Genomic DNA, 25,739 nt, shown 5'->3' with positions numbered 1-25,739 from the left:
TATATGATAAAAAACGCTACTTTAAAAGAAATATCAGGCTGTCGGGATTTCTTGACAGCCTGATATAATTATTTATTCCTTAATTCCCTTAATTTAAATCAGAAGCCAGCATTCCAAACACAATACTATCTGTCCATTCACCTTTATTCCAGAAATCCTGAATAAAATGAGCTTCTTTCCTCATTCCTACACGTTCACATAATTTCTGCGATGCCTTATTTCTTGCGTCAAGATTAGCTTGTATCCTGTGTACATTAAAATCGATAAACAACTTCTTCACTAAAGCACTCACCGCTTCTGTTGCATAGCCTTTTCCAGAAGCCTCTTTAGAAAAACTATAACCAATTTCAACAGTATCCTTCATTCCTGTATACCATACAGATAAATCACCAATTACTTTAGCATCACTTACTACTGCTAAACTTAAAGGTGTCCCTTCTGTCAGCAGATTATTTTCTAGCTTTGGACTAAATTCTTCACACATATTTTCCTGTGTCCACTTATCATGTAAGAGATATTTACAAATGTCATCGTTATTATAAATATTAAACACATCCTGTAAGTCATCATACTGAAATGGTCTAATGACTAATCTTTCTGTATTAAATTCCAAAATATTGCTCCTCTCTATACTTCAAAATGATCCCCTTTATAAAATGAAACTTCATTTATTAGAAATTTTCGATACTAAACCTGATCCAAATGAAAAAGAGCATTATACCTTAAAGCGTTCATAATAGGTATCAATAGCTGGCTTCAACTTTTCGGCAAACTTCTTACAAGCTTGTGCCTCTGTATAAAGATCTCCTTCCATTTCTAGCCAGGAATCTCCTTCCAACAAATCATACATATCAAGCACCGTAATTTCGGCACACGCCGGATGTTCAAAAACAGTTAACATCGCTTCTATCCCATTATCCCAATTATATCGCTGCACAACGGCATGTAAGAGTTCCGTTGAGGATAATTGCTTAATTTCATGACATATTTTTTCAGATTCTTGATGTAGTATATCATCTACTAATTGATTTTCCTCATTTGTTAAAGTTAAGCGCACAGCTCCTCTTGTTTCAATCAATAAATCGGCTAATGAAAAATCTCGAAAACGGGCAATATTCCATGCAGATTCCAAGATTCCGCCAGGTGCATCTAATTTAGCTCCGTAATCAAGCAGAAGTTCGATCGTCTCCCTATGTTGAAACTTGACTGCTTTTTTTAATGGAGTCTCTCCTAATCTATCTGCTACTTCCAGTTCTGCTCCATGATCTAATAATAATTTAATTGATTCAACTGGTGCTCGGTTTGTGATAAAAATCAATAAAGGTGTCCTTCCTCGCGCATCACGTTCATGAATATCCAATTTTGTTAAAGCTTCTTGGACCTGAGAGATATTTTTGGATTTACTAATCGTTGTCCAGTTCATATATTTCTCCCTTTATATCAGAATTTTTTGTTAAATAATTATATCATTATTCCTAATAAAAATTTAATAGATACCCATTAAAATCTCCGTTAATTATTTCAATTTCTCTCTCGAGATTATGTATACAAACTCTTTAATATTACTCTACCTCATAAAAATATTTCTTATATTAGAATCATTTTTTTATAAATATCCCTTTATTACCAATAGTTACAGCCATTTTATTAGTCATCCTAAAATTACTTTGACACATAGAGTAAATGATTTTAACATTACTCTATCAGATAGAACTATCATCCTAAGCGAGGAAGGGACGTTATGATTAGAAGTGATATTATTCGTGGTCATCTGGAATCCATTATTTTGCGATTAATTTATGAAAATGATCAATATGGTTATGAAATCTCAAAACAAATTAGCTTGAGGACAGAAAATCGTTTCCAAATTAAAGAGGCTACATTATATGCTGTTTTTCAGCGCCTTGAAAAAAAGGAATTAATTGAGTCTTATTATGGCGATGTGTCTCATGGGGGAAAGAGAAAATATTACAGAATTACCACTTTAGGAAAAGCCTATTTCAAAGAAACCGTTAAAGAGTGGAAAGAATTAAAAGAAATCATTGATTTATTTATGGAGGGATTAGAGTGAGAAAGATTAAAAACCATGTAGATGAATTATTTAAAGATATTCCTAATAGTGAGGAAAAAGAAAGAATTAAACAAGAAATCTTTCAAAATCTCGAAGAAAAAGTCTATGATCTTATGGCACAAGGGAAGGAAGAAGAAGATGCCATCAATAAGGCGATTGTAGAATTTGGAAATATTGAAGAATTAAAAATGGAGCTTGGTATCAGCAAACCAAGCAAGAGACCTGATAGAAAAAAGAGAGCAAAAATTGACTTGAATTTTTCCATATGGGGAGCTATTTTAATTATCGCATTGTTCATTTTTATTAATTTCTATTATTCACCTGACAACATTTGGTTTGTTTATCCAGTGTTTGCGATTTTATGGTGGCCCCTTTCTATGTTTTACAGATGGCTGAAAATAAAATGAGGAGCTGGTGAATATGGAACATAAGATTACCTTTGCCACAATTGGAAGTGCGATGAGTATTTTATTTTTAATCATAGTTAATTATCTAACTAGCCCAGGGCATCTCTGGTTTCTATACCCTTCTTATGTAATTATTCTATGGCCAATGAGCCTATATTTTTTAAGTAAAAATCAATATAAGTTTTTCGCTCTTTTCGTTGGGATAGTAACAATCTTTTTCTTAGTTGCCGCTAACTATACAAATGAGTCAGATCATCCATGGTTTCTATATGCTATTTTCCCAATTATTTTATGGGTCATCCTTGCATTTCTAGGAAAAAATAGCAAAAAGCTATCCGTTGCATTCATTGGAAGTGCTAGTACAATTTTATATTATTCGGTGCTAAATTATTATCTTTCACCTGGATATCCATGGGCAATCTATCCAGCTTATGTTGTTCTTTGGTGGCCAATTCTTTTATATTTTATCAGAGCCAAGAAATATTTTGGTTTATCTCTTTTTGGAACCTTACTGACTAGCATCTTTTTTATTGTTGTAAGTGTTGTTTCCACACCAAATGTCATCTGGGAAGTTTATCCAATATTTGCGGTTTTATGGTGGCCATTAAGTATGTATTTTTACGGAGCTGAAAAGAAGAAAAAAGTTTATAACTAGGAAGATAAAGAGATATTGCCAAAAGCATTATCTCTTTTTTGTGTTTTGATTAAAAGGCTGTTTCTACTTAAAAGTCCTAGTAAATAGAGCACTCCGTTGAGAAAATAAGTTTATATTTATCAATTTCTTTATTGTTTAATAAGAGTTACCACCTTACAAGAATTACAGACTTTCTTTGAGCCTACAAGATAAATATAATAAACTGATTATAAAAGGGATAAGCGAATGAGGTGAAGGTATGAGTAGTCGTGGGCAGTGGATAAGTGTGGTAACGCTTAGTGTTGGGGTGATATTGCTTGGAATTGCAAGCTGGGTCGTATGGAATGTACCAGAAGGAACAGTCGTAACCTTTATAAATCGAAGAGGTACTGGTACTAATAATTACGGATTGTGGATACTATACCTCCCCTCAGCAATCACCATTATCTTGGGCATTTATGGGATTAAAAAGAAGCAAGAAATGGAAAAGCAAATCTCACAAGTAGCCTGGATTACGCTGACTATTCTCTTCATTCTGTTTGAATGGCTTGCAATCACTAAAGCGTATGAAAACCTATAAACGACAGACACGCTTAACTTATCGTGAACAAGCTAGACGCAACGAAGTTTAGAGAATCCCATCATGTGGTACTCCATTCACAAGATATGCCAGCAAATTTGGCGAATGGAAATGCTCTTCACGGAATCCCCAAACTTCAGGTTCTTCTTTATCACCAAACACAAGGTAAACCCGATTATAGGGATATCTATCGAGCGTATCCAGACTGAACAGTACGCATCGAGCCGGATCTATTGCACATTCGTCCTCATCGACGAGTACATATGGATGAGAGAATTCGTTAGCAAGCACCTCGCCCAAATGCAAGTTAGGGTTTGTAAGATGCTCGAAATAGGCATCAGGATCGATCACTTCCATTAACAATATGCTGTTACGCCACCATCTTGCAAATGAATAGAACTCTTGCAGCTGTGGTGAAAGAGGAATTTGGGTCTTATGGTCAAGTGCTGTTAAATATCTTGGTGGATTTCCAGAGGGACCCAGATGCACTTTGCCAAAGTCTAGACACTGATCCTGAATGGACGAATCACGGATGGCGGTCAATGCTTGAGTGATCGTGATATTAGTCAATACAGGCAGATCAAAACTAATCCATCCATTGCCATACTGACGTGTTTCTCGTCTGCCTTCCCATCCGTTACTCATTATGCACACCCCTTCCTCCCTGAAATGATTGTAATATATTTCAATTTACCTAAAAAGAAAGATTAATTTCAAAGTGGGAATAAGAAAGATTTTTTTACTAGAAAGAGCGATTTCCACTTCTTAACTTGTTGCTAAATTAAGATAAGTATTGTTAAAACGACCTTCTTTTAAGTCTTCCACATTAATTAAAAACTCTAAATATCCAGCGTCCCACCAGCACATATTTACTTCATCTACAGAGGATAAAGAGAACAACACTTGCCAATTTTTTGCAGCCTGTTGATGTTGTTCTTCATGTTCCTTATACTTCCGTAAAAGTGGCAATACTTCTTCTAAAAGATGCATACCATATTGATCACGCCCATCAGTAAATGCTTCTACCGCTTGCTGATCAACTCTTTCTGGTGTTTTATGCGTTTGAAATAATAGCTCAGCCATTCCATTACGACATAAATAGGCATCGAGCTGCGTTTCTCCCGCCCATGTTTGTAAGCCTCCTCCCAGTGCATCACTCACATCGCATATCTCTGTATAAAGCTCCTCATATTCCTGAAGTAGCACATCTGAATCCTCGCCCAAATCAGGTAATGATAACTGAGGTTGCCATGTAATACGATGCGCAATAAATTCACGCTCATCTGCATTGACTTCCTCTACTCCCTCTGGGAAATTAGCTAAAGTTAAATCTGCGAAATCGCCATTATAATACATGACCTGATGATCAATATTATAGGCTGGTTCATCTAAACCTAAAAAGAAATAAAGCATCCCTGCTGTCGGCCAGCTATCTGAAGGCAGAAATGGCAATTCACTTAAATTAATTTGCGCCAAAAAAGTATAAGCTTCCCCATCCGCAGTACATGGCCATTTGATTGATGGTGGTAAATCTGGCCGCCCTGCTATACGACTATTACCTACTTGTGCATAATTCTCCTCTGCTTCAAGGTCTAAACGCAGCGCCACCTCAGCATATTCTATTAGTAATGTTTTTAGCTCTTTCTTTCCCATAATTTCTAATTTCAAGTTAAGATCATATTTTTCTAGAATATTTATAATTGCTTGTTTCCTCCAAGCAGCCCGCATCATATTCCTCCTCTTCTAACAATATCTTCACCATTCACGTTCTCTTATTGCATCCTCTATATCAAGCTCAATATTGTATGCTTGCAATATCTCCATGACTGTTACTGCAATACTATCTCTTGCAACGGTCTCAATTTCACTATGATGTTGATCAAATTCATCTTCTAAATCATTAATAGAGCGTGTGATTTCATCAAATTTAGCCTGAATTTCCTCTAAAGAATGAGTACCTTGCTGTAAATATTGAACACCGTCTTCCAATAATACTTTAATTTTATCCACTAAAAAATTCGGATAATAATCATCTTTATACATAATTTCTAAGTAGTTTATCTCTTTCATCTTATCTAGCTCCTTTTATGGTTTTATTAATTATTTACGAAATCCTGTGTGACTTCCAGCTAATATCATTCTGCAGCTTCTGATAGCCATGATTGTAATGCTAGATTGTATGCTTCGTTCAAACGTTTGGCTATTTGCGTATTTATTTCATCTGGGGGCATGACTTCAACTAAGATACAAATCAATTCTCTTGCTTGATTCAGGGAAAACAAACCTTCTTTATCGAGTATTTTCATGGCTAGCTCCATTGCCTCTAAACGTAATTGCCATTCTATCAACCACTTCTCTTCATCAAGTTGTGCACTCGATGGACGAGCTTCAAAAAGCTTTTTCACATATTGAAAATGTTCTTCACCTGAACAGTAATATGGAGAATCTACATAAGACCACTTCATTAATTCTTTCCTTTTAGATAACACTACATTATCAATTTTGCCTTTGTGCAGACTATCTCTTGACCAAGTTGTTGGATTATTAGCTTCTCGCTCTAATGCCTCCCACGACCAAGCTGATATGTATGGTTCGTGTCCTTCCCCTGTTGTGAACAACGTGCAATAGTAAAAGGATTCACCATTCGCAAAAAGATTTTTAAAAGCTTTTCTTGCTGCATTGGCAATCACTGTTGCAAGTTCCTCCATCTCGTTCACTGTCCCTTCACCTCAATATATTTCTCATAAATACTTCCTATTGAGCTACTCTAATAATCTACTTTCTAGTTCCGCTTCTATATACAAATAGTAGCATAATTCCAAGGTTTTTTTGCAAATTTCCCATCTTTTCTAAATGTATAGCAGAGCATGTATCATCAATAAATGCATTGGTATCCATCTATTTGTTTTATATCATTTTTCCACTACTCCTTACCTTTTCAATGACAGCATAAAGATGATACAATCCAAATACCTATATTAGATGATAAATTATACATAAAAAGCATAGGAGGATTCATCATGGAAATCCGTTTATTACGTTACTTTATTGCAGTTGCAAATGAGCAAAATATTTCAGCAGCAGCAAAGTCTTTACATATATCCCAACCTACATTATCAAGACAATTAAGTGATTTAGAAGCTGAATTAGACACTTCTTTATTCATCAGAGGCAACAGAAAAATCACCTTAACAGAGGAAGGCGTATTTTTGCTAACAAAGGCAAAAGAAATTGTCGATTTAGTCGATAAAACAGAAGCAAATTTTAACCAGCCGGAAGAATTTATTAGCGGAGAAATATATATCGGTGGCGGTGAAACAGAAGCAATGCATTTTATTGCTGAAACTTTAAAAGATCTAAGGAAGGATCACTCAGCTATTCAATTTCATTTATACAGTGGAAATGCAGATGATATTACGGATAAATTAGATAGCGGTTTATTAGACTTTGGTATCGTGATTGAACCAACTGATAAACAAAAATATGATTATATGCAGTTACCAGATAAAGATGTTTGGGGCGTATTAATGCGCAGGGATAGTCCATTGGCGCATAAAAAGTCAATTCAAGCAGCCGATCTAATCGATAAATCTTTAATCATCTCTAGACAAACAACTGTTGATAATGAAATTTCTGGATGGTTTGGACAAAATGTGAAAGATTTAAATATTGCTGGCACCTATAATTTACTTTATAATGCTGCACTTATGGTGGAACAAGGTCTTGGATATGCTTTATGTTTAGATAAAATTATTAACACATCAGGAGAATCTGAACTTTGCTTTAAACCTTTGAACCCTAAATTAACAGCAGGCTTAAATATTATCTGGAAAAAACACCAAGTATTCTCCAGCGCAGCAAGCAAGTTTTTAGAACAAATTCGATATAATATTGAAAGACATAATCAAAATGAATAAAACTCAAAGTTCCACCCTAATCATATTTCTGAAAGTATAGCATTCACCTCATGCAAATATTCACTATTCTGAATCATATCTTTTTATAATATGATTGAAAAGTGAGATAATAATGCCCAAGTAAATAAAAATAGACAACTTACGTATACAAAGGAGGAACACAATGTGAGTGAAATGATCTATGTAGATAAGTTCCACGCATTATGTGAGTCAGGAGTAAAGGTTGTCAAAGGTGGTAAACACGGAATTGCCGTAGTTGTTGACCGTAGCGAGAATGAAAACAGGCTTTTTGCCATCGATAATCGATGTCCACATATGGGATTTCCATTGCATAAAGGAAGCTGGTGTGATGGAATTTTAACATGTCACTGGCATCAGGCTAGATTTGATCTAAAAAGCGGTGGAACACTTGACCCATGGGCAGATGATGCGACAACATATCCCGTAAAGATAATTGACGATGAGGTGTGGGTAGATCCACAGCCTTACCAGAAAAGAACCGTACAGGATTTGTATGATCGATTACGGGAAGGTATGGAACAAAATATTCGTTTGATTATTGCTAAATCGGTTGTTGGTTTAATGGAAGCCGGGGAATCATCGACGGAGATTGTCCGTATTGGCATTGAATTTGGTACGAAACACCGACGCAGCGGCTGGAGATCAGGCTTGACAATTTTGACAGCAATGACCAATATCTTGCATAAACTTGATCATATGGGGAAAATATTAGCCCTGTATCAAGGATTAGTTCATATCAGCCGAGAAAGTGCGGGAATGGGTACTCGATTCTTACTTGGTTCGCTTTCAGATAAGAATTCTGGTACACAACCAACCATAGATCAATTACAAAAATGGTATCGTCTCATTGTCTGGAAGTACGTGATGAGCAAGGAGCGGAGCGAATATTACTAACAGCTATAAATCATGGAGCTTCCGTTGAACAATTATCTGATATGATGCTAACAGCAATAACAGATCATGTTTATATGAATACAGGACATACGTTAGATTTTCATAATAAAGCTTTCGAGACATTGGAACAAATAGGTGATGAACACCGCCCATATGTATTAACCTCGTTGCTTCCTGGACTGGGAAATGCAACAAGAAGTGAAGAGCTGCATAGCTGGCAATCTCCAGTTAATTTAGTTACACCACTAGAGCAGGCATTTACATCATTGCCACAGCTACTCTCCCATCAAAATGAACCAGTACAAAATGAATCATCCGTTGATGAGTCTGCACTTTTAGATCAACTTTTGAGTGATCACCCAATAGAAACAATTTCATATTTAACTGATGCATTAGAGAAAAGTGTATCACCAATTCGACTTGCTCAGCTTGTTGCCTTAGCTGCTGCAGAACGCATTGCTCGCTTTCATACTCAAAATGAATTTAGAGATTGGATAACCGTATTGCATACATTCACACATGCTCATGCAGTTCATGAGTCATTACGTCGTTCCGTTACACCAGAGCTGATTCGAGGCGTATTTCATGCTGCGATGACCGTTTATCAAGATCGCTTTTTAAATATTCCTTCTGCAAAACGTCCAAATGTCTCTAAAGGGTCACCTCCTTCAGATCCACAGCAATTGCTCGAATTATTAGATAGTCAACAGAAAGTAGAAGAAGCCGCTACTTGGGTGATGCAATATCTCGAAAATAATGGAGATATGAATACATTATTTGCTACGCTTGGTCATGCTTTATTACGTGAAGATGCAGAGTTTCATTCCTTTCAAATGCTTGAGGCTGCATTTATAGAATATGAGCATTGGCAAAAGGAAGACAGTGAATTATCCAAACACGCTCAAGAGACACTTATCCTTGCCGTAACACGATATTTGGCAGGTCATGCACCGACTTCAAGAGAATTACCACACACTGTACAAATTGCTATACGCTTGCATCGAGGCGATCATTTATTTGATGAGGAGTAAAGAATTTAATATAAAAATCTAGATAATAAACCACTGAATTCTTATTAAGAAAAACTATAGAAACAATAAAATCAATAAGCAGTATACAAATGTTTATGTATTCAATCCATCATTTATATCCTTGAAAACATAAACTACAACTTGAGTTTGATACTGTTAACTAAGAAAATCATTTATCATATAATATTTTCAGAAAGAAAGTAGCTTTGTAATTCATTTGAATTGCATCCAAATATTTGGGTGCAATTCAATCATCAATACAGTTTTCGTTCATTGCTTTTGCTTCTAAGCTAATCACACAATAACTTAAGGATTAATTACAATCCTTTTTCCTTGAAAATCCGAGCAGCTCCATACATTCTCAATATCTTCAAGTGGAACTCTTTCAATATCCATATGAAGTTTATCTTCCTTTAACCACTCCCATATCAAATCAGTTCCCTCTTGGATTAATGCTGGAGTTATACCTGCAGCAGCACCTGAAATTTCAAGCCCTGAGGTTCGCACAGCGTTTGCAGGAAGTACGATATCCACTCCCGCTTTTTCTCCTATTTGAACAAGCTGAGTTTGTTGCCCGTTTAAGCTTATTTCATTTGGTACAATCGATTTTATGAGTATTTCTGTTGGATGTCCCCATAAAAAATCTAAAATAATGTCTATACCCTGATCTGCCTCCTTTTTAAATAACGCGAATAAATCATCCTCAGACTGCTTAAGGCTTATAACTGCGTCTGCACCTAATTCCTTGATGCGTTGCAAAGATCCCTCATTCCTACCAGTACCGATGACACGCCTAGCACCAAGGAGATTAGCAATTTGGATAGCAAGCTTACCTGCAATCCCAGTAGCACCATTTATAAGAACAGTCTTGCCAGGTTCCATCTTCACCCCCCATTTAAGTGGAAAAAGTGAAGTTAATGCAGATGGAAGTGCTACCGCTTCTTCGGCACTAACCCCATCAGGAATCAGAACTGTAGATTCATTAGGGACAACCGCTTTTTCAGCCATGGCACCATATGGAGATTTCATACCTGAAAATCCAACCAGTTTTCCATCGGAACGTTCCCCTACTCCTTTGATTCCAACGATAGCTGGTAATTCAGAAAGAAATTGGCGACTCGCAAAATGTTCTCCTCTTACTATCATCTGATCAACGTTTTCAAGCGCTATGGCTTTCACATGAATCAAAACTTCATCTTTTCCTGGAGACGGATCAGTAAAGTCTTCATAACGTGGAATTTCTCCAATTTTGTGTAATACTGCAGCTTTCATGGTAAAACCTCCCCAAAATAAAACTTATTTAACATCGTTAAATTTAACACTGTTAAGTAAGTTTATACGATACTTATGATATAATGTCAAGCGTACATAAATATAATGAAAGGGGTATACATAGTATGACACTTAACAAACAACACATTATAAAAGTAGCATTGGAGTTGCTCAATGATAGTGGTCTTGAAGGAGTAACACTAAGAAAATTAGCAAGCAGATTAGATGTTAAAGCTCCCGCATTATATTGGCATTTTAAAAATAAAAAAGCATTGGTCAATGAAATGGCAGAGACTATTTTGCAAATGGAGTTCCATAATTTGACTGGACGAAAGAATAATGAATCTTGGCAAGATTGGTTGGTAAAAATATTTAATCGTTTGCGCAAAGCATTACTCTCGCATACTGATGGAGGAAGGGTTGTTGCAGGAGCACATCTATCCTTAACAATGGCAGATCTATCTGAGCTGGCAATGAAAACCTTAGTGGATGCTGGAATGAGCATGCGTCAATCACGTCTAATTATTTTGACTGCAACCCGCTTTACTTTCGGTCATGTGATTGAAGAACAAACAAGTGTCTCTGAACAGGAGATCCAAGACTTTCATTTTGAACCATTCCATCAGAAACATCCTACTCTTACAGCAAGCATAGAAGAATATTTTTCGGCAGGAAAAACAATTGATGATCTCTTTAATGATGGACTACGAATGATTATTAGTTAATTTTTATAGACTGTTTATTGCGTTCCAAACGAATTCTCTAAAACCGCCGCCAATACCAAGCAAAATTAGTATTGGCGTAAGCAAAAAAAATAATGGCTGTCACCGATTATTCATTCTTCGATCTATATTTCAAGATGACGTAATCTGTACGCATTCATTGCCGTTTCTCCAAGGGTATCCATCAGGTTATGATTCGCATATGCACCTACTATTGCCCCAAATCCTGGAATGAGCTGAAGCATTTTAACCAAATCAATATAATCACGATACTCCTGCTGGAAAACACGCCAATCCATATCAACCAGCCCTCCCTTCTCCTGCTCCCAATTTTCGATTATATAAAACGTTTCCTTTCGTTTTTCATCGCTGGAAAAAGCTAGCTGAAAAACATGGAGAATAAATAGTCTTTCCTCATATTCATTTGCATCATAGCCATAAACCGCTGCCAACTCAAACAAAAACTTCATCTTGATCGACAATAGCAATGGAAAATCTGCAAGTCCAAGGAAAATGCCTCCTGCACCTGTTCCTGCTCCTTCAATTACTGCCGTTTTACGATAGGAAATGAGTTTTTCTTTGGCCATCTCATCCCTTTCGTACAAGGTAAGTTCTGTTGGTTTTGGTTTCTTTGTTGTCAGATGAGATCCGACCAACGTCGCTTTCACCATGTTTTTGATGCTTTCTGTAATGATGTGGTGAGCCTTTTCAGGAATTATGCTATTTATTTTCTTTTGTGCTTTTTTCGATAACTGGTTGAAAAGACTGGATTTTTTCAAAACTTTATTTCGCCAGACCCAAAGTTCCTTTTGCACTATTATTTCATATTCCATATTCAAAACCGCCTTCAATTTATAGACGTCATCCCAGCTAAAAGTCAGCCTAATATTTTCTTCATTCTCAAAGGTTGTCAGCATCACTTACCACTTACTCCCTACCAGGATATTCCTTGGATATACTGAACTCTCCTAAAAAATTATTCCGCTATTCCTTTTCTTCTGTATCTGGTATGATATCCGCTAATTTGCGAAATGCATCGTTTAAGATAATCATACGTTTATCTACCTTTTTAATCGCTGCATCTAATGTGAATCCTTCGTCAATCATTTCTTGAATAAGGAGCATTTTCTTCACGTTCAAATAATTATATCTACGTGTGGAACCTTCTGTATTGGTTTCAGATTGGATAGCTCCTTTTTCTTCCCAATAACGGATTTTACGCGTTGGAATACCTGTGATCTCAGATACCTCTCCTATTCCAACTACTAATTTTTTTAATAGATCAAAATCCAATAAAGCATTTAATTTTTGGGCATCTTCGTTCATCTCTCATTCTCCTAACTTCTATCAAAATATTTTTTGAATTAAAGCAAGCATTATATATCATTAACAAAATCCGCAGCTTTTTTTACGCTTAAGATTGATTATTATACATTTTTTAGTGAGCATGTGGAGCCCATGTTATCCAATTAAGTTTGTAACTATTTTACAATAAAAGTAGCTAATCTACAAATTACCTATTGACTCATTTTTGTAACTAAACTATTATTAATGTAAATAAATTACAAAATAAGTAAATATGTTTCACAAAGGAGATTAGTTATGAATTTTAGTAAAGATAACGTGAACCTGCAGCCGAAATATTCTTTATTAACTGCCGTATTATTTTGGTGCGGGTTAGTAGTTGTAGCAAGCAATTATTTAACCATTCCATTAATGTCAATATTTAGTCTAGATTTTAACACTAGCATGACAAATGTAGCATGGACAGGAAGCGCCTTCTCACTTTGCTATGCAATCGGAAGTTTATTTACCGGCCCTCTATCTGATCGTTATGGCAGAAAACAGGTTATCTTAACCGGTTTGTTGTTGTTGACGGTGGTGACTTTTATGCTACCGATTTTCAGCTCTTTGGCTTGGGTCATTGTCTGGCGTTCTTTTCAAGGATTTGCTGCAGCAACCTTTGCACCAGTTGCCATTGCTTATGTAGTGGATCAATTTCCTGCTACTAAAAGAGTGACAGCCATTGGGTTTATTAGCTCCAGCTTTTTAATCTCTGCTATCGTTGGTCAAATATTCAGCAGTTATATTAGTCAAGAATTTAATTGGCAAAGTGTTTTTTATTACTTTGGCGGAATTTATTTTATAACCGCTATATTGGTTCTTACCCTACTTCCAAAAGCAGTCATTAGGCAGGATAACAATAACATGAAGCTCATGTTCATTCAGTTCTATCGTTTATTAACCAATAAAAGCTTAATCCAGGTATATAGTATCGCTATTACCTTACTACTTACTTTCGTAGCTTTTTATACTATTCTTGGTGAATATTTAACAGAGGAATTTTCTATGAGTGCAGACGGGATTCTTTATGTTCGTATCATTGGAATCATCGGAATGCTATTCGCCCCATTTGCAGGAAAGTTGTCCAATCAATTCGGCTTAATGAACATTTTACGAGGTGCATTAGTTATTGCAGTGCTAGGTTCCTTAATCATTGGAATTAGTTCTAATTTAGTATTTTTAGTTTTAATGAGTGTCATCTTTGTTACTGGAATTGCGTTGACTGTCCCAACACTTATCTCGTTAGTAGGTCAGCTTGGCGGAAAAAATCATGGAGCAGCTGTTTCACTTTACACCTTTATTTTATTTGTTGGTGCAAGTCTTGGCCCAATAATTGCTGTATTTTTATTAAATATCATAAATTATGGGATGGCTTTTGTATGCTTGGCCATATTACTTAGTGTCAGCTTGATTATCTCGTTTTGTATAAAGAATGAGCCATCATAAAAATTCTATTTCAAGGAGTCGATCGGTGATGACAAATGTACTTATTTTAGGGGCAACTGGACGTACTGGGGTCTCCGTCTTACAACAATTATCAACATATGAGTATATCCAAGTTATTGCAGCAGTACGACAGGATAGTGATATTTCTAGACTACCAAAGACGAAATCCCCTATTCAGACGAAGCCTGTAGATATAAATAATATCTCTAGCTTGCATTGTGCGGTAGAGAAAGCTGATATAGTTGTAAATGCCATTCGCATGCGTGGAGATATTCCTGAAACTACGTTACTTGAATTCGACAAACGAATTCGAAAAGCAGCTGACGGTAGAAAGAATTTAGTGATTATTACAGTAGGAGGAGCCGGAAGTCTAAAAATGAGTAATGGCAAGCGATTTTGGCAAGACGTTGCTTTTCCAGAACGTACATTACCTAGAGGAAGAGCTCATAGCCGATTACGTGATTATCTGGAAACATTACCTTCCCCAAAATCATGGGCTTACTTAATCCCACCACCAGCATATATTCCTAATGGATTACGTGTTGGATCTTACCAGCGCTGGGACGCTTCAAACGATGAAATGAGTTTTTTAAAGAAAAGTATTAGCTATGAAGATTTTGCTACGGCAGTTTGTGACGCGGTAAGAGAGCGCTGGGAAGGAGTACATTTCATTGCTGGGGAAAATTTACCAACTTAAAAATACCTTTTGCCAGATGTAGAAACCCCGTCATTTTTCTCATTAATAACTCACAAACAGGCCCCTCCCATTTATTTTTAGGGAAGGACCTGTTGTCCGTTCTTCTTACTCTACAGAATATCTAACTTGTTTAAAGGTGGTAATATCTCCTGATTCTTTGTCATTGCTTGTTTGCATTAACTGAACTTTAGGATTGTAATCCGTTCTGAGTGCATCTTTAATATCACTGATATCCAAAGTGTAAATTTCATTATTTTTGATTTGTCCTTCAAAAACTGGCTCATTAGCTATGAAAATAAAAGTAGTTTTATCCTCATCTATGTCTATCGTCTTGACTTCAATTTTAGTATCTTCAGTAGTAATGTTTGGTGTTACTAATTCAAGTGCCCCTTGACCAGTATCATTTTCTATCGCCACTTCCAAAGCACTTTGTACATCTTCTCCCAATAATTCTTCTGAATTAAGAATTTCTGAGCAACCAGTTAAGGCAATAAATGCAATCATCACAAATAGCAGCCTACCTCGATATCTCATACCTCTCCCACCTTTTCAAACTCTATACCTTTATTCTAACATACGAAAAACGATGTATTAAATCCAAAAAACCATTGAATAATTACCTCTTCATAAAGTTAGTTAAGCCGGACATTAAGCTTATTTATATCCCTGTTTTCCATTATTTGCTAAACTTTATTAACGTGTACAAAGGAGGAATATCTATTGTTTATTCAAACGGTTATAGATGGATTGATACAAGTAGTTATTTTCGCTATTATTTCCTTCTTGTATTGGACAATCGCATTTAGAAAACATGAAAAATTCCTTCCATGGATTGGGTTAAAAAAATAACTTTTCACAATAAAACAAAGGCCTTTATACTTTCTGCCCTGTCTCTTATTTTATTACTATTTTCAGGATTTATCTTGCTCTCTGTTATTGATGACAAAACAATGATAGCAAATGCACAATTTGCCTCTATGGGTATACAGAGTATTTTACTTATTTTGATTTATGCCATTGTACAAACAGGTTTATCGGAAGAATTATTATTTCGTGGACTCTTATTAAAAAACTTTTCAAATTGGTGGGGATTTGGAGCTGGTAATGTTATTCAAGCCCTCCTATTCGGACTGTTACATGGTATTCTCCTATTTACTTATTTAAGTAGCTCTTTAGTGATTTTAATCATTATTTTTTCTGCTTTAGCTGGATGGTTGATGGGATATGTGAATGAAAAACTAGGAAATGGATCTATATTGCCTAGCTGGATTATCCATAGTCTGATGAATATTAGTTCATCTTTGCTGCTTGCTTTTGATATTTTATAATCGACCTACATAAAATCATCGCTTTCTATAGATACCTACATCATAACCCCTTCTAAAGTCCAGAAGGGGTTACAATTATTCAATATCAAATCCCCAACTCTCTACATAAATGATCCACAAGCGCTTCTACAAAATCAGCACTATCATTCAAGTATTCACTTTGTATAGCTTCCATGCCTAGGCTTCGTGCTTTAGCTACAGCATCTTTTGTCACTTCTTCTACAGCTTCTAAGTTTTCAATCACAGATAATACTTCAATAAATATGACTGCAGATACTTGTCGCTCCGCTAACTCACTAATAACATCTAAAACATCTGGACCAAGCCAGCGTTGCGGGGCAGGTTGACCGCTTCGATATGCGATATGATAATGTTCACATGGAAGTTCTGTTGCAATATGTTTGGCTAATTCATTATATTCGTTAATCATTTTTTGATGAGCAGCAGCGGTTCCTGGCTTACTATGTGCAGTAAAGACAATCTCTGCCTTGTTCCTAACTTCTTCCTTTAGCCATTGTTTAGCAGTCTTAGCACGATCTACTATGACATTTCTAAACAATTGATTATCATAAAAGGAAGTGGCATGGACAATAGTAGTCGAGGTATGATGTGCTCGAAACTTCTTTGCAAATCGGCTTTCATAAGCATTTTTACCGGTAACCGAATCAAAGGGAGTTAGTCCAAGTGTGACCACTTGTTTCGGATCTATCTCCGCGCACTCTTTTGCGACTTCTTCTATACTAGGACTAGCATGATGGTTCGCAACAAATGTCTCCCACTCCTCCCCCGTTATTTGTTGGAGCCGTTTTGCCAAAAACCTACCAATCCGATATGTATTAGAGCCTAGGGCTTCAGCTTTTTCAAGAGCGCGGTATTTTTCTACACCCTTCTCAATTTGTTCCGCTGTCCCGTGGCCGTGAAAAATATCATCATAAAAACCAGCCACATCATCAATTGTTCTTAAGCTTCCATAGCTAAATAATACTAATATATTCATAAGATTACTCCTCTAGTTCATAAATCCAGTCTACCATAATATCAAGGCCCTCAATTACATCTACATTTGGGTTCATTAAATATTTTACATCTAATACTTTTAGATTGTTGTTTTGTACAGCAGTTAATGTGTCCCAACCAGGTGCTCCCATTAAATCTTCATAAACCTCTTCTCCTACGCCAGTAAAATCAAGGAGAAAAATATAATCTGGATCCATTTGTAACACCTGTTCTATCGATGCAGGTGTGGAGCTTTGCAAATTAATAGAATCTATTGCTGGTGTAGCACCTGCCAATTGAATAATATCATATGAAATATTAGTAGGTCCAAGCATAAAAGGTCCTGTCCCTGTTCCTACTTCTGATAATACTAAAACAGAAGGCGGTGTGTCCCCATCAGGAATCTTTTTCTGTATGGACTCAGCATCTGAAGCTAATCTATTAGTTACTTCAACAGCTTTCTCTGTCTCACCTACTGCCTTACCAATCAGTTCAACTCTTTGCATAAATGCCTCAACCGTTTGTACAGAATTAAAAAAAAGAGTTGGTAGATCAACTTCACTCAATACATTACTAGCATCCTCTTCTTGTCCATGTACCTTTGTTAGTAGAAGTAAATCTGTATCATAGGAAAGAATTTCTTCTGGATCAATATTTACTGCGGAAGATACATGATTTTCAATTTCCTTGGCTTTTTCTGCTTGTGTAGACATCACTGAATTTCCTGCATTTTTCGGTATCGCAACTACTCTACTTGGTTCAACCAGTTCCAGAACAATTTCGGCTACATCAAGTGACATTGGTAATATACGCTCAGGCTTTTCTTTAATTTCAATAGAATTTCCATCCAATTCTATGGTTACTGGAAACGTATCTGATTCACCCTCTACACTGTTCTCCCCATTCCCTTCGTTATCTTCTTGTTCATTTGCTTCCGCTCTTTCTTCTTCATTTCCTCCTTGACACCCTACAATTAATAATCCGAATATGAAAATTGCCATCATCATTAAAATACTCTTTTTCATCCATCTATCATCCTTTCGTTTTACAATGGTGTAATTTGAATTGTTTTTATTAGCTTGTCTTCTCTTACAGCAGCTTCAATTTGATAAGTTTCTTGTAATGTCTGTTCTGTTAGTACCTCCTTACAGCTACCATGGGCTTTAATTTTTCCGTCTTCAAGCAGCAGTACATTTTCACAGAAGCGAGCAACTAAATTTAGATCATGTAAGACAGTCACCACTGTTTTTCCTTGCATTGTAAGCTCTTTAAGTAATTTGAGAATCCGGATTTGATAATAAATATCGAGTGCTGCAATTGGTTCATCTAATAAAATAAGCGGTGTGTCTTGAGCTAATGCTTTTGCTATACATACAAGCTGACGTTGTCCACCAGATAAGCTTAAAATCGACTTATCTGCAAAACGCCATGTATTGGTCGCAATCATTGCTTCTTTGACGATAGCTTCGTTAGATATTTCTTTATTAAAAAACGTACCATGAGCATACCTACCCATAGCTACAATATCCTTGACGTTAAAGTCAAAATCTATATTCGTATCTTGTGGCACATAACTTAATTCCCTTGCTAGTGTTTTATGCTTATAGAATGATAATTCTTTTTCTGCTATGCTTACTTCCCCTTTATCATACGGAATCAATTTAGATAGAGTTTTTAATAAAGTAGTTTTCCCGCTTCCATTTGGACCAATTAATCCAGAAAAGCTTCCTTTTGGAATAGATGCATTAATATTTTTTAAAATGGCTTTATTATTTAATGAAACATGCAGATCATTAACTTTTATCATAATGAAGCTCCTTTAAAAGATCTTAATATCAGGATGATAAATAATGGTGCTCCTATCAATGCGCTGACAACTCCAACTTGTAAGGTAATTGGTTGTAAAATCATACGTGAAATCAAATCTGCTAAGATCAAAAAGATTGCTCCTCCTAGCATACTTGCAGGTAGTAATAAACGGTGATCAGGGCCGATAATCAGCCTGAGTATATGTGGCACAACGAGTCCAATAAAACCAATCATTCCACTGACCGAAACAGCAATCCCTGTAATCATTGCTGCAATCGTTAAAATAATATTTCGCGTTAAACGAGTATTTACACCAGATGTATTTGCGTGCTCCTCACCTAACAGCATAATATTCAGTCTATTTCCAAAAAGAAATAAGACACCAACACCTAAAATAATCGGAATAACAATTAACGAAACATGCTCCCAGGTTCTTGCTTCTAGTCCCCCTTGCAACCAGTAAACAATACTTCTTAACTCCTGCTCATCTTTAGAGGATGCAACCAAGACATTCATAACGGCAGAAAAGAAAGAATTAATCCCAATTCCTAATAAAAGCAATACTGCTATACTCTTCTGTTTTGTCACCTTCCAGACAGCTAAGATAATAAATGTGGCTGATAATGCTCCTATGAATGCAGAGATAGGTAAAAACCATGGATGAAAAGATGTCCAACCAAAGAATATTGCACAAACCGCACCAAGTGCAGCTCCGCTAGATACCCCGACATAACCTGGCTCAACCAATGGATTACGAAATAACCCTTGCATAGATACTCCTGCTACAGCAAGTGCAGCCCCAACTAAACTAGCTACAAGCACCCTCGGAAGTCGAATATCTGTTATCACAACCCATTGTTGTTCTGTAAAACCTGCATAATGCACCAGATTTAACTTATGTAAAAAGATTAAAATCGTTTCCTTAAAAGGTATAGAAATAGGTCCAATTGATATACCTGCGATTGCTACAAATACTAAAATGATACCCATGATTATTAGCACGATTAGTGTTTTTGTTACATATGGATGATTTTTCTTTCCCATTCACTCTTCCCTTTCCCACCTTTTAATTTGTTTCCTTAATGCAATTTAATTATATTGATGACAATTATATGTTTGTGGAATTATTTTGTCAATAGTACAAATAAAATAAAGAAGGAGAAAAAGATGTTACATACGAGCGACAATTATGATGAGCAGTTCATTTCTATTCCAAATAAAAAATACCAAATCACTCTAATTTGAATGATTTAGTATTTAGAAATACGTTTATATATTTAATTTTTTTACACTTAAATTTCAGTTAACTCTATCTTATCTTTCCCGTGTAATTCCTCCATATGTTTTAGATGCTCCATTCCCCATCCTCTCATGGATTCTAATAATGGAATTAATCCGTTTCCATATTCCGTCATGGAGTACTCTACTTTTGGAGGTACTTGTTGATAGACTTCGCGATGAATGATGTCATTATATTCTAATTCTCTTAATTGTGAAGTTAACATTTTCTTAGTAATTTGTGGAATAGCTCTTTGTAGTTCACTAAAACGCAATTTCTCATTTCGCATCAAATGAAATAAAATTACCGGCTTCCATTTACCAACAATAATATCTAATGCAACTTGAAGCTCTCCACAATTTTCACCTGTTAATTGATGAGTCATTTAAATTTTCTCCTTTATATGCCAGTTCCAAATCCCAATCACATCAAATAGTTTCCTAAAAGTAACTAGGTTTAATTAAAGTGCCTTCTTCCCAAAAGGAAACTTTAGATTTATTATAACTCTAGTGATCAAATTAATACAAGTTTATTATTTGATTCATCCAATATACATTTATACGGAGGTTACATCATGACTAAAATTGGTATTATTACAGGAAGCACACGTGAGGTACGTGTTAACTTACAAGTTGCAGAGTGGGTTAAAAATTTTGCAGATGCTAGAGGAGTAAATGCAGAATTTGAAATTATAGATATTAAAGAAAGTGGACTTGATCGTTTCAACGAGGCAGTTCCACCACTTATGACAAATAAAGAATATGCAACAGATGCACATAAGACATGGTCGAAGAAAATTGACGCATGTGATGGTTTTATCTTTGTAACACCAGAGTACAATAAAAATATTCCTTCAGGTCTTAAAGATCACTTAGATTACTTAGGTTCAGAATGGCATCATAAAGCAGCTGGTATTGTAGCTTACGGCTCTACACTAGGTATTGCGGCTTCTCTGGCATTACGTACAACATTAGCAAACTTAAAAGTAGCCACAGTAGAACCTCAAGGTGCATTTAGCTTATTTAATGACTTTGAGGAAATGAAAACTTTCAGGCCAATGGACGTTCATAAACCAAGATTTGGTGAATTGATTGATGATGTTGTTGCTTGGTCAACAGCTCTTAAAACTGTAAGATAATAATAGATAGCCCCACCCCAAACTATGTATGATTGGAGTGGGTCCTTTAATAATCAGATCTAACAAAGTTCCCCGCATTAGTACACCATGAAAACTTTTTGGCTAATGCAATCATAACAAGCCAAATTACTATTCCAACAGATACAAAATAGAAAAAAACTTTAAAAGCATCAAAGACAGTGGAAATTTCAAACCAGCCACTAAATAATAGAATAGGATAAACCGTTACTAGCATGATTAAGAAATGAATACCACTTTGCTTCGGAAAGCTCCAATGATCAATATTATATATAACAGTTGCTGCACCAACAGAGAAAGCAATTAAGCTGGACATAAATGTTCCTTTAGCATCCTCATAACTTCCTTGGTAATATAAAGCAATTGCTCCCATAATAATGAAAGGTCTGCCTCCTCTTAAAAGAGCTTTTCTAATTAGCATTTGATTGACCTGCCTTTAAAATTTTTCGCTAAATTTTCTATTAAAGAAAATAATTTTTAAAAGTTATTATAGCATACATACCTTCGCTATTTTTTCGCTGCCTACAAACATTTCATCATATCTTTCCATTTTCTATCTAGTGGAATAGTGCACCTTCTTTGCTGAAATTTAGTCGAGGATTTAATCATCTATGGCTGGGCTCATGGTACAAGAAGGTAATGAATTGCAAGGAAAAGAAACGTTAATTTCTGTTACTATAGAAGTTAAGCAAGCAGGTTATTCAGCAGGGGTGTTAGATTTACCATTCCAGAACTACCTCGTTCTCTAGAAGCAACCAGTAACTTTGTTGGCACACATTACTTAGCTCCATTTGCATTACACGGTGTAAACTATAAAACCGTTGAACGCTTTACTGAAATTGTAAAAAACATGCGGCTTTTGCGTTAGATTTTGAGATTGCAATACATATTGTTTATTAATATACAAAAGTAAAAGCTACCTATACAGGGGGCAATTCTGTATAGGTAGCTTTTTTCAATTTATATCAAATGGAATTTATGCAATATCAATATCAATCATTTTTCACTCGAGAAATCCAAATTGGATTAGTATAGGCAAACCCCTTATCTTGTATGTTTGCTTCCGCATCATATGCGACAATACCAAAAGCAGTAACCACTTCTAAACGATAAAATTCATTTGGTGAAACATCCATGTAGCATACTTCTTTCCAAAATCTTCGTTCTGACTTTCCAACTGGATAAATTTCTAAAACCTTCTCCGCTTTACGTTGTCCTTTATCTTTGACATTTTTATACAAAATAATATTTTCTATATGCCCAGCAGGATCAAATACAGTAAATGAGAATTTTACAGTCTTTTTCTCTTCAGCTATATAATAAGTCTCTCCAATTTGGGCATTTTCTATTTCAAAGGTGATTTCTGGTCCATTAGAACCGATAAAACAACCACTCTTTAAAAGCTGATGAATCGAATCCTGTGTTAACGTATTTAAATATCCTTTAATATATGGTTTCCCTTGCTTTTCTTTTGTATGAGCATCAGAAACGGCATTGCCAATATACTGTTCTTCACCTTTTCTATTCAATGCATCCCACATCTCAAATGCTTTTCTATTTTGATAACTTAGTGCATGATGATTGAGACCATTCCATACTTCAATTCCATTTATATCTTTAATCTGCATTAAAACATCATCACTAAATTCATATTTTGGAGCTTCGTACGGATGGGCAAGAAAGACAATTCCGTTGTCCCGATTCATCGCATCTACATATGTTTGCCACTGTTCTAAATTGTGCTTTTCCGTTATCTTTGTTGGATCATAAAGCTCCTCTGCACCATACGCTAAGGCATGACCATGCTTGGATGTGAATTCCCAACCAACCATATGTAGGAATTCCTCTGCTTCTTCTGTCCGTTGAAATTCAATGATCTCTTTTCCATGTTCTAATGTATTATGATCAGTACTATATAAAAAGCTATGTCCTTTATCAAGCATAGATGCACGATTTTCCGTCAATGTACTTTTCCCGTCACTATAAAAGGAATGGTTATGTACATCTCCTGAGTAAAATCCTGAACCTGGAATAAAAAAGCTTGTTTTATCTAAAGTATCTAGCTGGGCATCTTTTTCCCAAAAGTAAAATACATACCTTCCTCCATATGTAAATTGATAATTTAAATCAATCTGTTTCGTCTGATTTGGTTCTAAATCTACAATATCTATCTCCAAATATTCAAAAGGAATAGTATATAGTGGAGTTTGTAAACAAATTACACTATTTTGTACTGTATCAGTTACGTTTTTTATTTCAAAGATAAATTGATTTTCAACAGAAGGCTCTTTCTCTAAATCCACTGTTTGTAAACTGATCTCGAATTTTTTCATGATATTCCCTCTTTCCTTGGTCATTTATGAAAACTTTTTTAGTGTAGGAATGGAGCTTATTAGTTTTTTTGTATATGGATGTTCAGGTTGGTTAAAAACCTCAAGAGCTTTACCTGTTTCTACAATTTCCCCTTTTTTCATGACAGAAATATAATCAGAAATATAACGAATAACAGCTAAATTATGCGATATAAATAGAATGGATAATCCCTTCTGTTCTTTTAGCTCATAAAGCAAATTTAATAGCTGAGCCTGAATAGATACATCAAGTGCAGAAGTTGGTTCATCTGCAATGATTAGCTCTGGATCTGTTGTCATTGCCCTTGCTACACCAACCCTCTGCCTTTGTCCACCAGATAATTGATGTGGATATCTATCTAAATAGGATACTGGTAAATCAATTAATTCCATCAGCTCTAACAATCGTGGCATAATTTCATCTTTTCTCATTAAACGATTGACAATAATAGGTTCTTCTAAAATTTCTTTTATCCTCATATTCGGATTTAACGAACTGTTTGGATCCTGGAAGATCATCTGGATCTTGACACGATCTTTACCATGTTTGCGATTTGAGATATCGTTTCCGTTAAATAAAATTCGTCCCTCTGTTATTGGACTAAGGCCCATGACAGCTCTAGCTAATGAACTTTTGCCTGATCCTGATTCGCCAACCAATCCATGGATTTCATTTTTATTGATTTTCAAACTCACATCGTCCACTGCTTTATTTTGCCCTGAGGCTCCTTTACTAAAGATATTAGATTTCGTATTATAATAGATTTTTAGATTTTTCACTTCTAAAATCGGGTCTGTCATACAGTAACCTCCCGAGTAAAAGAGTTGGATACATAATGTTCTTTCTCTATCAATTTCAAATGATAATTCTCTTGCCTATGATCTGGATCAAATACCAATTCTCCCTTTTTCTTCCCTTCGTCGGAAAGAAAATCTTTTTTCGTTCGTAAACGAACACCTGGTTCTGTTTCTAAGGTAGGTATAGATTCTAATAATAATTTTGTATAAGGATGAATCGGATTCTTAAATACCTTTTCTACATATCCATATTCTACGATTGTTCCTGCAAACATGACTGCTACTTTATCTGCGAATTGAGAAACAACTCCTAGATCATGGGTGATTAACAGAATAGAAAGCTTTTCTTCTTTTTGTAATTGTTTCAAAAGGTTTAAAATCTGCTTTTGAATCGTAACATCAAGTGCTGTTGTTGGCTCATCTGCTATCAAACAGCTAGTGTCACAAGCAATTGACATAGCAATCATCACTCGCTGCAATTGGCCACCAGAAAATTGATGTGGAAAATCATGCATACGATTTTCTGGATCTGGAATACCAACACGTTTTAAAAGAGAGACGACCCTTTGTTCAACTTCTTTTTTAGAAGCTTTCTCATGGGCCCAAATAACTTCTCCAATCTGCTTCCCAATTGAAATAACTGGATTTAATGCATATAAAGGCTCTTGGAAAATAATGCTTAAATCCTTTCCTCGGATAAGGTCATAAGCTCTATCGTCAATTTCTGTTAGCTGATGTGTCTTTCCTGCCTTTGTTGTAAATTCAATTTTCCCATCGATTTCTGTATTCAGATGGCTATTCCATGAACGTAATAACCCCATAATCGACATGGCAGTCATCGACTTACCACTACCTGATTCCCCTACAAGTGCTAAGGATTCTCCGACATTAATATCAAAGCTGACATTTTGGATAGGATATGTTATTGATTTTTTTCCTTTAATACCAACCTTTAAATCTTCTACCTTTAATACTGTTTTCACATG

33 protein-coding genes are annotated in these 25,739 nt (G+C 35.6%); 14 read left to right on the top strand and 19 right to left on the bottom strand.

Annotated features, from left to right (window positions below; translation table 11 throughout):
* Positions 1-88: 88 nt before the first annotated feature.
* A complete protein-coding gene (locus tag AB4Y30_RS04030; protein ID WP_368654213.1) occupies positions 89-613 on the bottom strand; it encodes a GNAT family N-acetyltransferase in 525 nt (174 codons plus the stop codon).
* 102 nt (positions 614-715) lie between these two features.
* The gene (locus AB4Y30_RS04025) at positions 716-1,423 is read right to left on the bottom strand and encodes a DUF4274 domain-containing protein (RefSeq protein ID WP_368654212.1); all 708 of its coding nucleotides are present in this window, start codon (positions 1,421-1,423) and stop codon (positions 716-718) included.
* Positions 1,424-1,741: 318 nt separating this feature from the next.
* On the opposite strand from AB4Y30_RS04025, the gene AB4Y30_RS04020 reads away from it, so the two are divergent.
* The 4 genes from AB4Y30_RS04020 (at position 1,742) to AB4Y30_RS04005 (ending at position 3,692) form a co-directional block, all read left to right on the top strand.
* Positions 1,742-2,071, top strand: coding sequence for a PadR family transcriptional regulator (locus tag AB4Y30_RS04020; protein ID WP_368654211.1), 330 nt, complete (start codon positions 1,742-1,744; stop codon positions 2,069-2,071).
* Positions 2,068-2,478, top strand: a complete 411-nt coding sequence (locus AB4Y30_RS04015; protein ID WP_368654210.1) for a permease prefix domain 1-containing protein — start codon at positions 2,068-2,070, stop codon at positions 2,476-2,478. Before AB4Y30_RS04020 ends, AB4Y30_RS04015 begins: the two co-directional genes overlap by 4 nt.
* 13 nt (positions 2,479-2,491) lie before the next feature.
* On the top strand, positions 2,492-3,133 hold the full coding sequence (locus AB4Y30_RS04010) for a hypothetical protein (RefSeq protein WP_368654209.1): 642 nt from the start codon (positions 2,492-2,494) through the stop codon (positions 3,131-3,133).
* Positions 3,134-3,371: 238 nt separating this feature from the next.
* Positions 3,372-3,692 carry a hypothetical protein gene (locus tag AB4Y30_RS04005; protein WP_368654208.1) on the top strand — a complete coding sequence of 107 codons (321 nt, stop codon included), beginning with the start codon at positions 3,372-3,374 and terminating at the stop codon, positions 3,690-3,692.
* A gap of 48 nt (positions 3,693-3,740) precedes the next feature.
* On the opposite strand, the gene AB4Y30_RS04000 is transcribed toward AB4Y30_RS04005, so the two are convergent.
* The 4 genes from AB4Y30_RS04000 to AB4Y30_RS03985 form a co-directional block, all read right to left on the bottom strand.
* The gene (locus AB4Y30_RS04000; protein ID WP_368654207.1) at positions 3,741-4,337 is read right to left on the bottom strand and encodes a hypothetical protein; all 597 of its coding nucleotides are present in this window, start codon (positions 4,335-4,337) and stop codon (positions 3,741-3,743) included.
* A 120-nt stretch (positions 4,338-4,457) separates the two neighbouring features.
* The gene (locus tag AB4Y30_RS03995) at positions 4,458-5,420 is read right to left on the bottom strand and encodes a DUF1963 domain-containing protein (protein ID WP_368654206.1); all 963 of its coding nucleotides are present in this window, start codon (positions 5,418-5,420) and stop codon (positions 4,458-4,460) included.
* A 27-nt stretch (positions 5,421-5,447) separates the two neighbouring features.
* Entirely contained in the window at positions 5,448-5,762 is a 315-nt protein-coding gene (locus tag AB4Y30_RS03990) for a DUF5713 family protein (protein WP_368654205.1), read from the bottom strand.
* A gap of 65 nt (positions 5,763-5,827) precedes the next feature.
* Positions 5,828-6,400: a DUF4303 domain-containing protein gene (locus AB4Y30_RS03985; protein WP_368655166.1), complete on the bottom strand. Its 573-nt coding sequence runs from the start codon at positions 6,398-6,400 to the stop codon at positions 5,828-5,830.
* Between the two features lie 312 nt (positions 6,401-6,712).
* On the opposite strand from AB4Y30_RS03985, the gene AB4Y30_RS03980 reads away from it, so the two are divergent.
* The 3 genes from AB4Y30_RS03980 (at position 6,713) to AB4Y30_RS03970 (ending at position 9,555) form a co-directional block, all read left to right on the top strand.
* Positions 6,713-7,609, top strand: a complete 897-nt coding sequence (locus tag AB4Y30_RS03980) for a LysR family transcriptional regulator (protein WP_368654204.1) — start codon at positions 6,713-6,715, stop codon at positions 7,607-7,609.
* A gap of 174 nt (positions 7,610-7,783) precedes the next feature.
* A complete protein-coding gene (locus AB4Y30_RS03975) occupies positions 7,784-8,524 on the top strand; it encodes a Rieske (2Fe-2S) protein (RefSeq protein WP_368655165.1) in 741 nt (246 codons plus the stop codon).
* Positions 8,464-9,555 (top strand): hypothetical protein, encoded by a 1,092-nt coding sequence (locus AB4Y30_RS03970; protein ID WP_368654203.1) that lies wholly within the window; start codon positions 8,464-8,466, stop codon positions 9,553-9,555. The genes AB4Y30_RS03975 and AB4Y30_RS03970 overlap by 61 nt, the downstream gene beginning before the upstream one ends.
* Before the next feature lie 306 nt (positions 9,556-9,861).
* Here AB4Y30_RS03970 and AB4Y30_RS03965 read toward each other — a convergent pair whose 3' ends face one another.
* Entirely contained in the window at positions 9,862-10,827 is a 966-nt protein-coding gene (locus AB4Y30_RS03965) for a zinc-binding alcohol dehydrogenase family protein (RefSeq protein WP_368654202.1), read from the bottom strand.
* 125 nt (positions 10,828-10,952) lie between these two features.
* Between AB4Y30_RS03965 and AB4Y30_RS03960 the strand changes: the two genes are divergently transcribed.
* A complete protein-coding gene (locus tag AB4Y30_RS03960; RefSeq protein ID WP_368654201.1) occupies positions 10,953-11,552 on the top strand; it encodes a TetR/AcrR family transcriptional regulator C-terminal domain-containing protein in 600 nt (199 codons plus the stop codon).
* 122 nt (positions 11,553-11,674) lie between these two features.
* Here the strand turns inward: AB4Y30_RS03960 and AB4Y30_RS03955 are convergent, their stop codons facing one another.
* Both AB4Y30_RS03955 and AB4Y30_RS03950 read right to left on the bottom strand, forming a co-directional pair.
* Positions 11,675-12,382: an EcsC family protein gene (locus AB4Y30_RS03955; protein ID WP_368655164.1), complete on the bottom strand. Its 708-nt coding sequence runs from the start codon at positions 12,380-12,382 to the stop codon at positions 11,675-11,677.
* Positions 12,383-12,533: 151 nt separating this feature from the next.
* Positions 12,534-12,875, bottom strand: coding sequence for a MerR family transcriptional regulator (locus tag AB4Y30_RS03950; RefSeq protein ID WP_368654200.1), 342 nt, complete (start codon positions 12,873-12,875; stop codon positions 12,534-12,536).
* 276 nt (positions 12,876-13,151) lie between these two features.
* On the opposite strand from AB4Y30_RS03950, the gene AB4Y30_RS03945 reads away from it, so the two are divergent.
* On the top strand, positions 13,152-14,339 hold the full coding sequence (locus AB4Y30_RS03945; protein WP_368654199.1) for an MFS transporter: 1,188 nt from the start codon (positions 13,152-13,154) through the stop codon (positions 14,337-14,339).
* Between the two features lie 28 nt (positions 14,340-14,367).
* Positions 14,368-15,036 (top strand): NAD(P)-dependent oxidoreductase, encoded by a 669-nt coding sequence (locus AB4Y30_RS03940; protein WP_368654198.1) that lies wholly within the window; start codon positions 14,368-14,370, stop codon positions 15,034-15,036.
* Between the two features lie 105 nt (positions 15,037-15,141).
* Here AB4Y30_RS03940 and AB4Y30_RS03935 read toward each other — a convergent pair whose 3' ends face one another.
* Positions 15,142-15,570, bottom strand: coding sequence for a hypothetical protein (locus tag AB4Y30_RS03935; RefSeq protein ID WP_368654197.1), 429 nt, complete (start codon positions 15,568-15,570; stop codon positions 15,142-15,144).
* 186 nt (positions 15,571-15,756) lie between these two features.
* On the opposite strand from AB4Y30_RS03935, the gene AB4Y30_RS03930 reads away from it, so the two are divergent.
* Positions 15,757-15,885, top strand: a complete 129-nt coding sequence (locus AB4Y30_RS03930) for a hypothetical protein (RefSeq protein WP_368654196.1) — start codon at positions 15,757-15,759, stop codon at positions 15,883-15,885.
* Positions 15,864-16,364, top strand: a complete 501-nt coding sequence (locus AB4Y30_RS03925) for a lysostaphin resistance A-like protein (protein WP_368654195.1) — start codon at positions 15,864-15,866, stop codon at positions 16,362-16,364. The genes AB4Y30_RS03930 and AB4Y30_RS03925 overlap by 22 nt, the downstream gene beginning before the upstream one ends.
* A gap of 85 nt (positions 16,365-16,449) precedes the next feature.
* Here the strand turns inward: AB4Y30_RS03925 and AB4Y30_RS03920 are convergent, their stop codons facing one another.
* The 5 genes from AB4Y30_RS03920 to AB4Y30_RS03900 form a co-directional block, all read right to left on the bottom strand.
* Positions 16,450-17,361, bottom strand: coding sequence for a ferrochelatase (locus AB4Y30_RS03920; RefSeq protein ID WP_368654194.1), 912 nt, complete (start codon positions 17,359-17,361; stop codon positions 16,450-16,452).
* A 4-nt stretch (positions 17,362-17,365) separates the two neighbouring features.
* On the bottom strand, positions 17,366-18,385 hold the full coding sequence (locus tag AB4Y30_RS03915) for an ABC transporter substrate-binding protein (RefSeq protein ID WP_368654193.1): 1,020 nt from the start codon (positions 18,383-18,385) through the stop codon (positions 17,366-17,368).
* A gap of 20 nt (positions 18,386-18,405) precedes the next feature.
* Positions 18,406-19,167, bottom strand: coding sequence for an ABC transporter ATP-binding protein (locus AB4Y30_RS03910; protein ID WP_368654192.1), 762 nt, complete (start codon positions 19,165-19,167; stop codon positions 18,406-18,408).
* On the bottom strand, positions 19,164-20,213 hold the full coding sequence (locus AB4Y30_RS03905) for a FecCD family ABC transporter permease (protein WP_368654191.1): 1,050 nt from the start codon (positions 20,211-20,213) through the stop codon (positions 19,164-19,166). The genes AB4Y30_RS03910 and AB4Y30_RS03905 overlap by 4 nt, the downstream gene beginning before the upstream one ends.
* 248 nt (positions 20,214-20,461) lie before the next feature.
* Positions 20,462-20,833, bottom strand: coding sequence for a winged helix-turn-helix transcriptional regulator (locus tag AB4Y30_RS03900; protein WP_368654190.1), 372 nt, complete (start codon positions 20,831-20,833; stop codon positions 20,462-20,464).
* A gap of 189 nt (positions 20,834-21,022) precedes the next feature.
* Between AB4Y30_RS03900 and AB4Y30_RS03895 the strand changes: the two genes are divergently transcribed.
* On the top strand, positions 21,023-21,586 hold the full coding sequence (locus AB4Y30_RS03895; RefSeq protein WP_368654189.1) for an NADPH-dependent FMN reductase: 564 nt from the start codon (positions 21,023-21,025) through the stop codon (positions 21,584-21,586).
* A gap of 46 nt (positions 21,587-21,632) precedes the next feature.
* On the opposite strand, the gene AB4Y30_RS03890 is transcribed toward AB4Y30_RS03895, so the two are convergent.
* Positions 21,633-22,025, bottom strand: coding sequence for a DUF3021 domain-containing protein (locus tag AB4Y30_RS03890; RefSeq protein ID WP_368654188.1), 393 nt, complete (start codon positions 22,023-22,025; stop codon positions 21,633-21,635).
* A gap of 190 nt (positions 22,026-22,215) precedes the next feature.
* On the opposite strand from AB4Y30_RS03890, the gene AB4Y30_RS03885 reads away from it, so the two are divergent.
* Positions 22,216-22,353, top strand: a complete 138-nt coding sequence (locus AB4Y30_RS03885; protein WP_368654187.1) for a hypothetical protein — start codon at positions 22,216-22,218, stop codon at positions 22,351-22,353.
* A gap of 243 nt (positions 22,354-22,596) precedes the next feature.
* Here the strand turns inward: AB4Y30_RS03885 and AB4Y30_RS03880 are convergent, their stop codons facing one another.
* The 3 genes from AB4Y30_RS03880 to AB4Y30_RS03870 are packed head-to-tail and all read right to left on the bottom strand — an operon-like array spanning position 22,597 to position 25,736.
* Positions 22,597-23,937 (bottom strand): CehA/McbA family metallohydrolase, encoded by a 1,341-nt coding sequence (locus tag AB4Y30_RS03880; RefSeq protein WP_368654186.1) that lies wholly within the window; start codon positions 23,935-23,937, stop codon positions 22,597-22,599.
* 24 nt (positions 23,938-23,961) lie between these two features.
* Positions 23,962-24,756, bottom strand: a complete 795-nt coding sequence (locus tag AB4Y30_RS03875) for an ABC transporter ATP-binding protein (RefSeq protein ID WP_368654185.1) — start codon at positions 24,754-24,756, stop codon at positions 23,962-23,964.
* On the bottom strand, positions 24,753-25,736 hold the full coding sequence (locus tag AB4Y30_RS03870) for an ABC transporter ATP-binding protein (RefSeq protein WP_368654184.1): 984 nt from the start codon (positions 25,734-25,736) through the stop codon (positions 24,753-24,755). The genes AB4Y30_RS03875 and AB4Y30_RS03870 overlap by 4 nt, the downstream gene beginning before the upstream one ends.
* Positions 25,737-25,739 lie beyond the last annotated feature (3 nt).

The organism is Ornithinibacillus sp. 4-3, from assembly GCF_040958695.1.
GTDB lineage: Bacteria > Bacillota > Bacilli > Bacillales > Amphibacillaceae > CALAMD01.
Note: the sequence above shows the minus strand (reverse complement) of the source record. Positions and strands in the feature narration are given on the sequence as shown.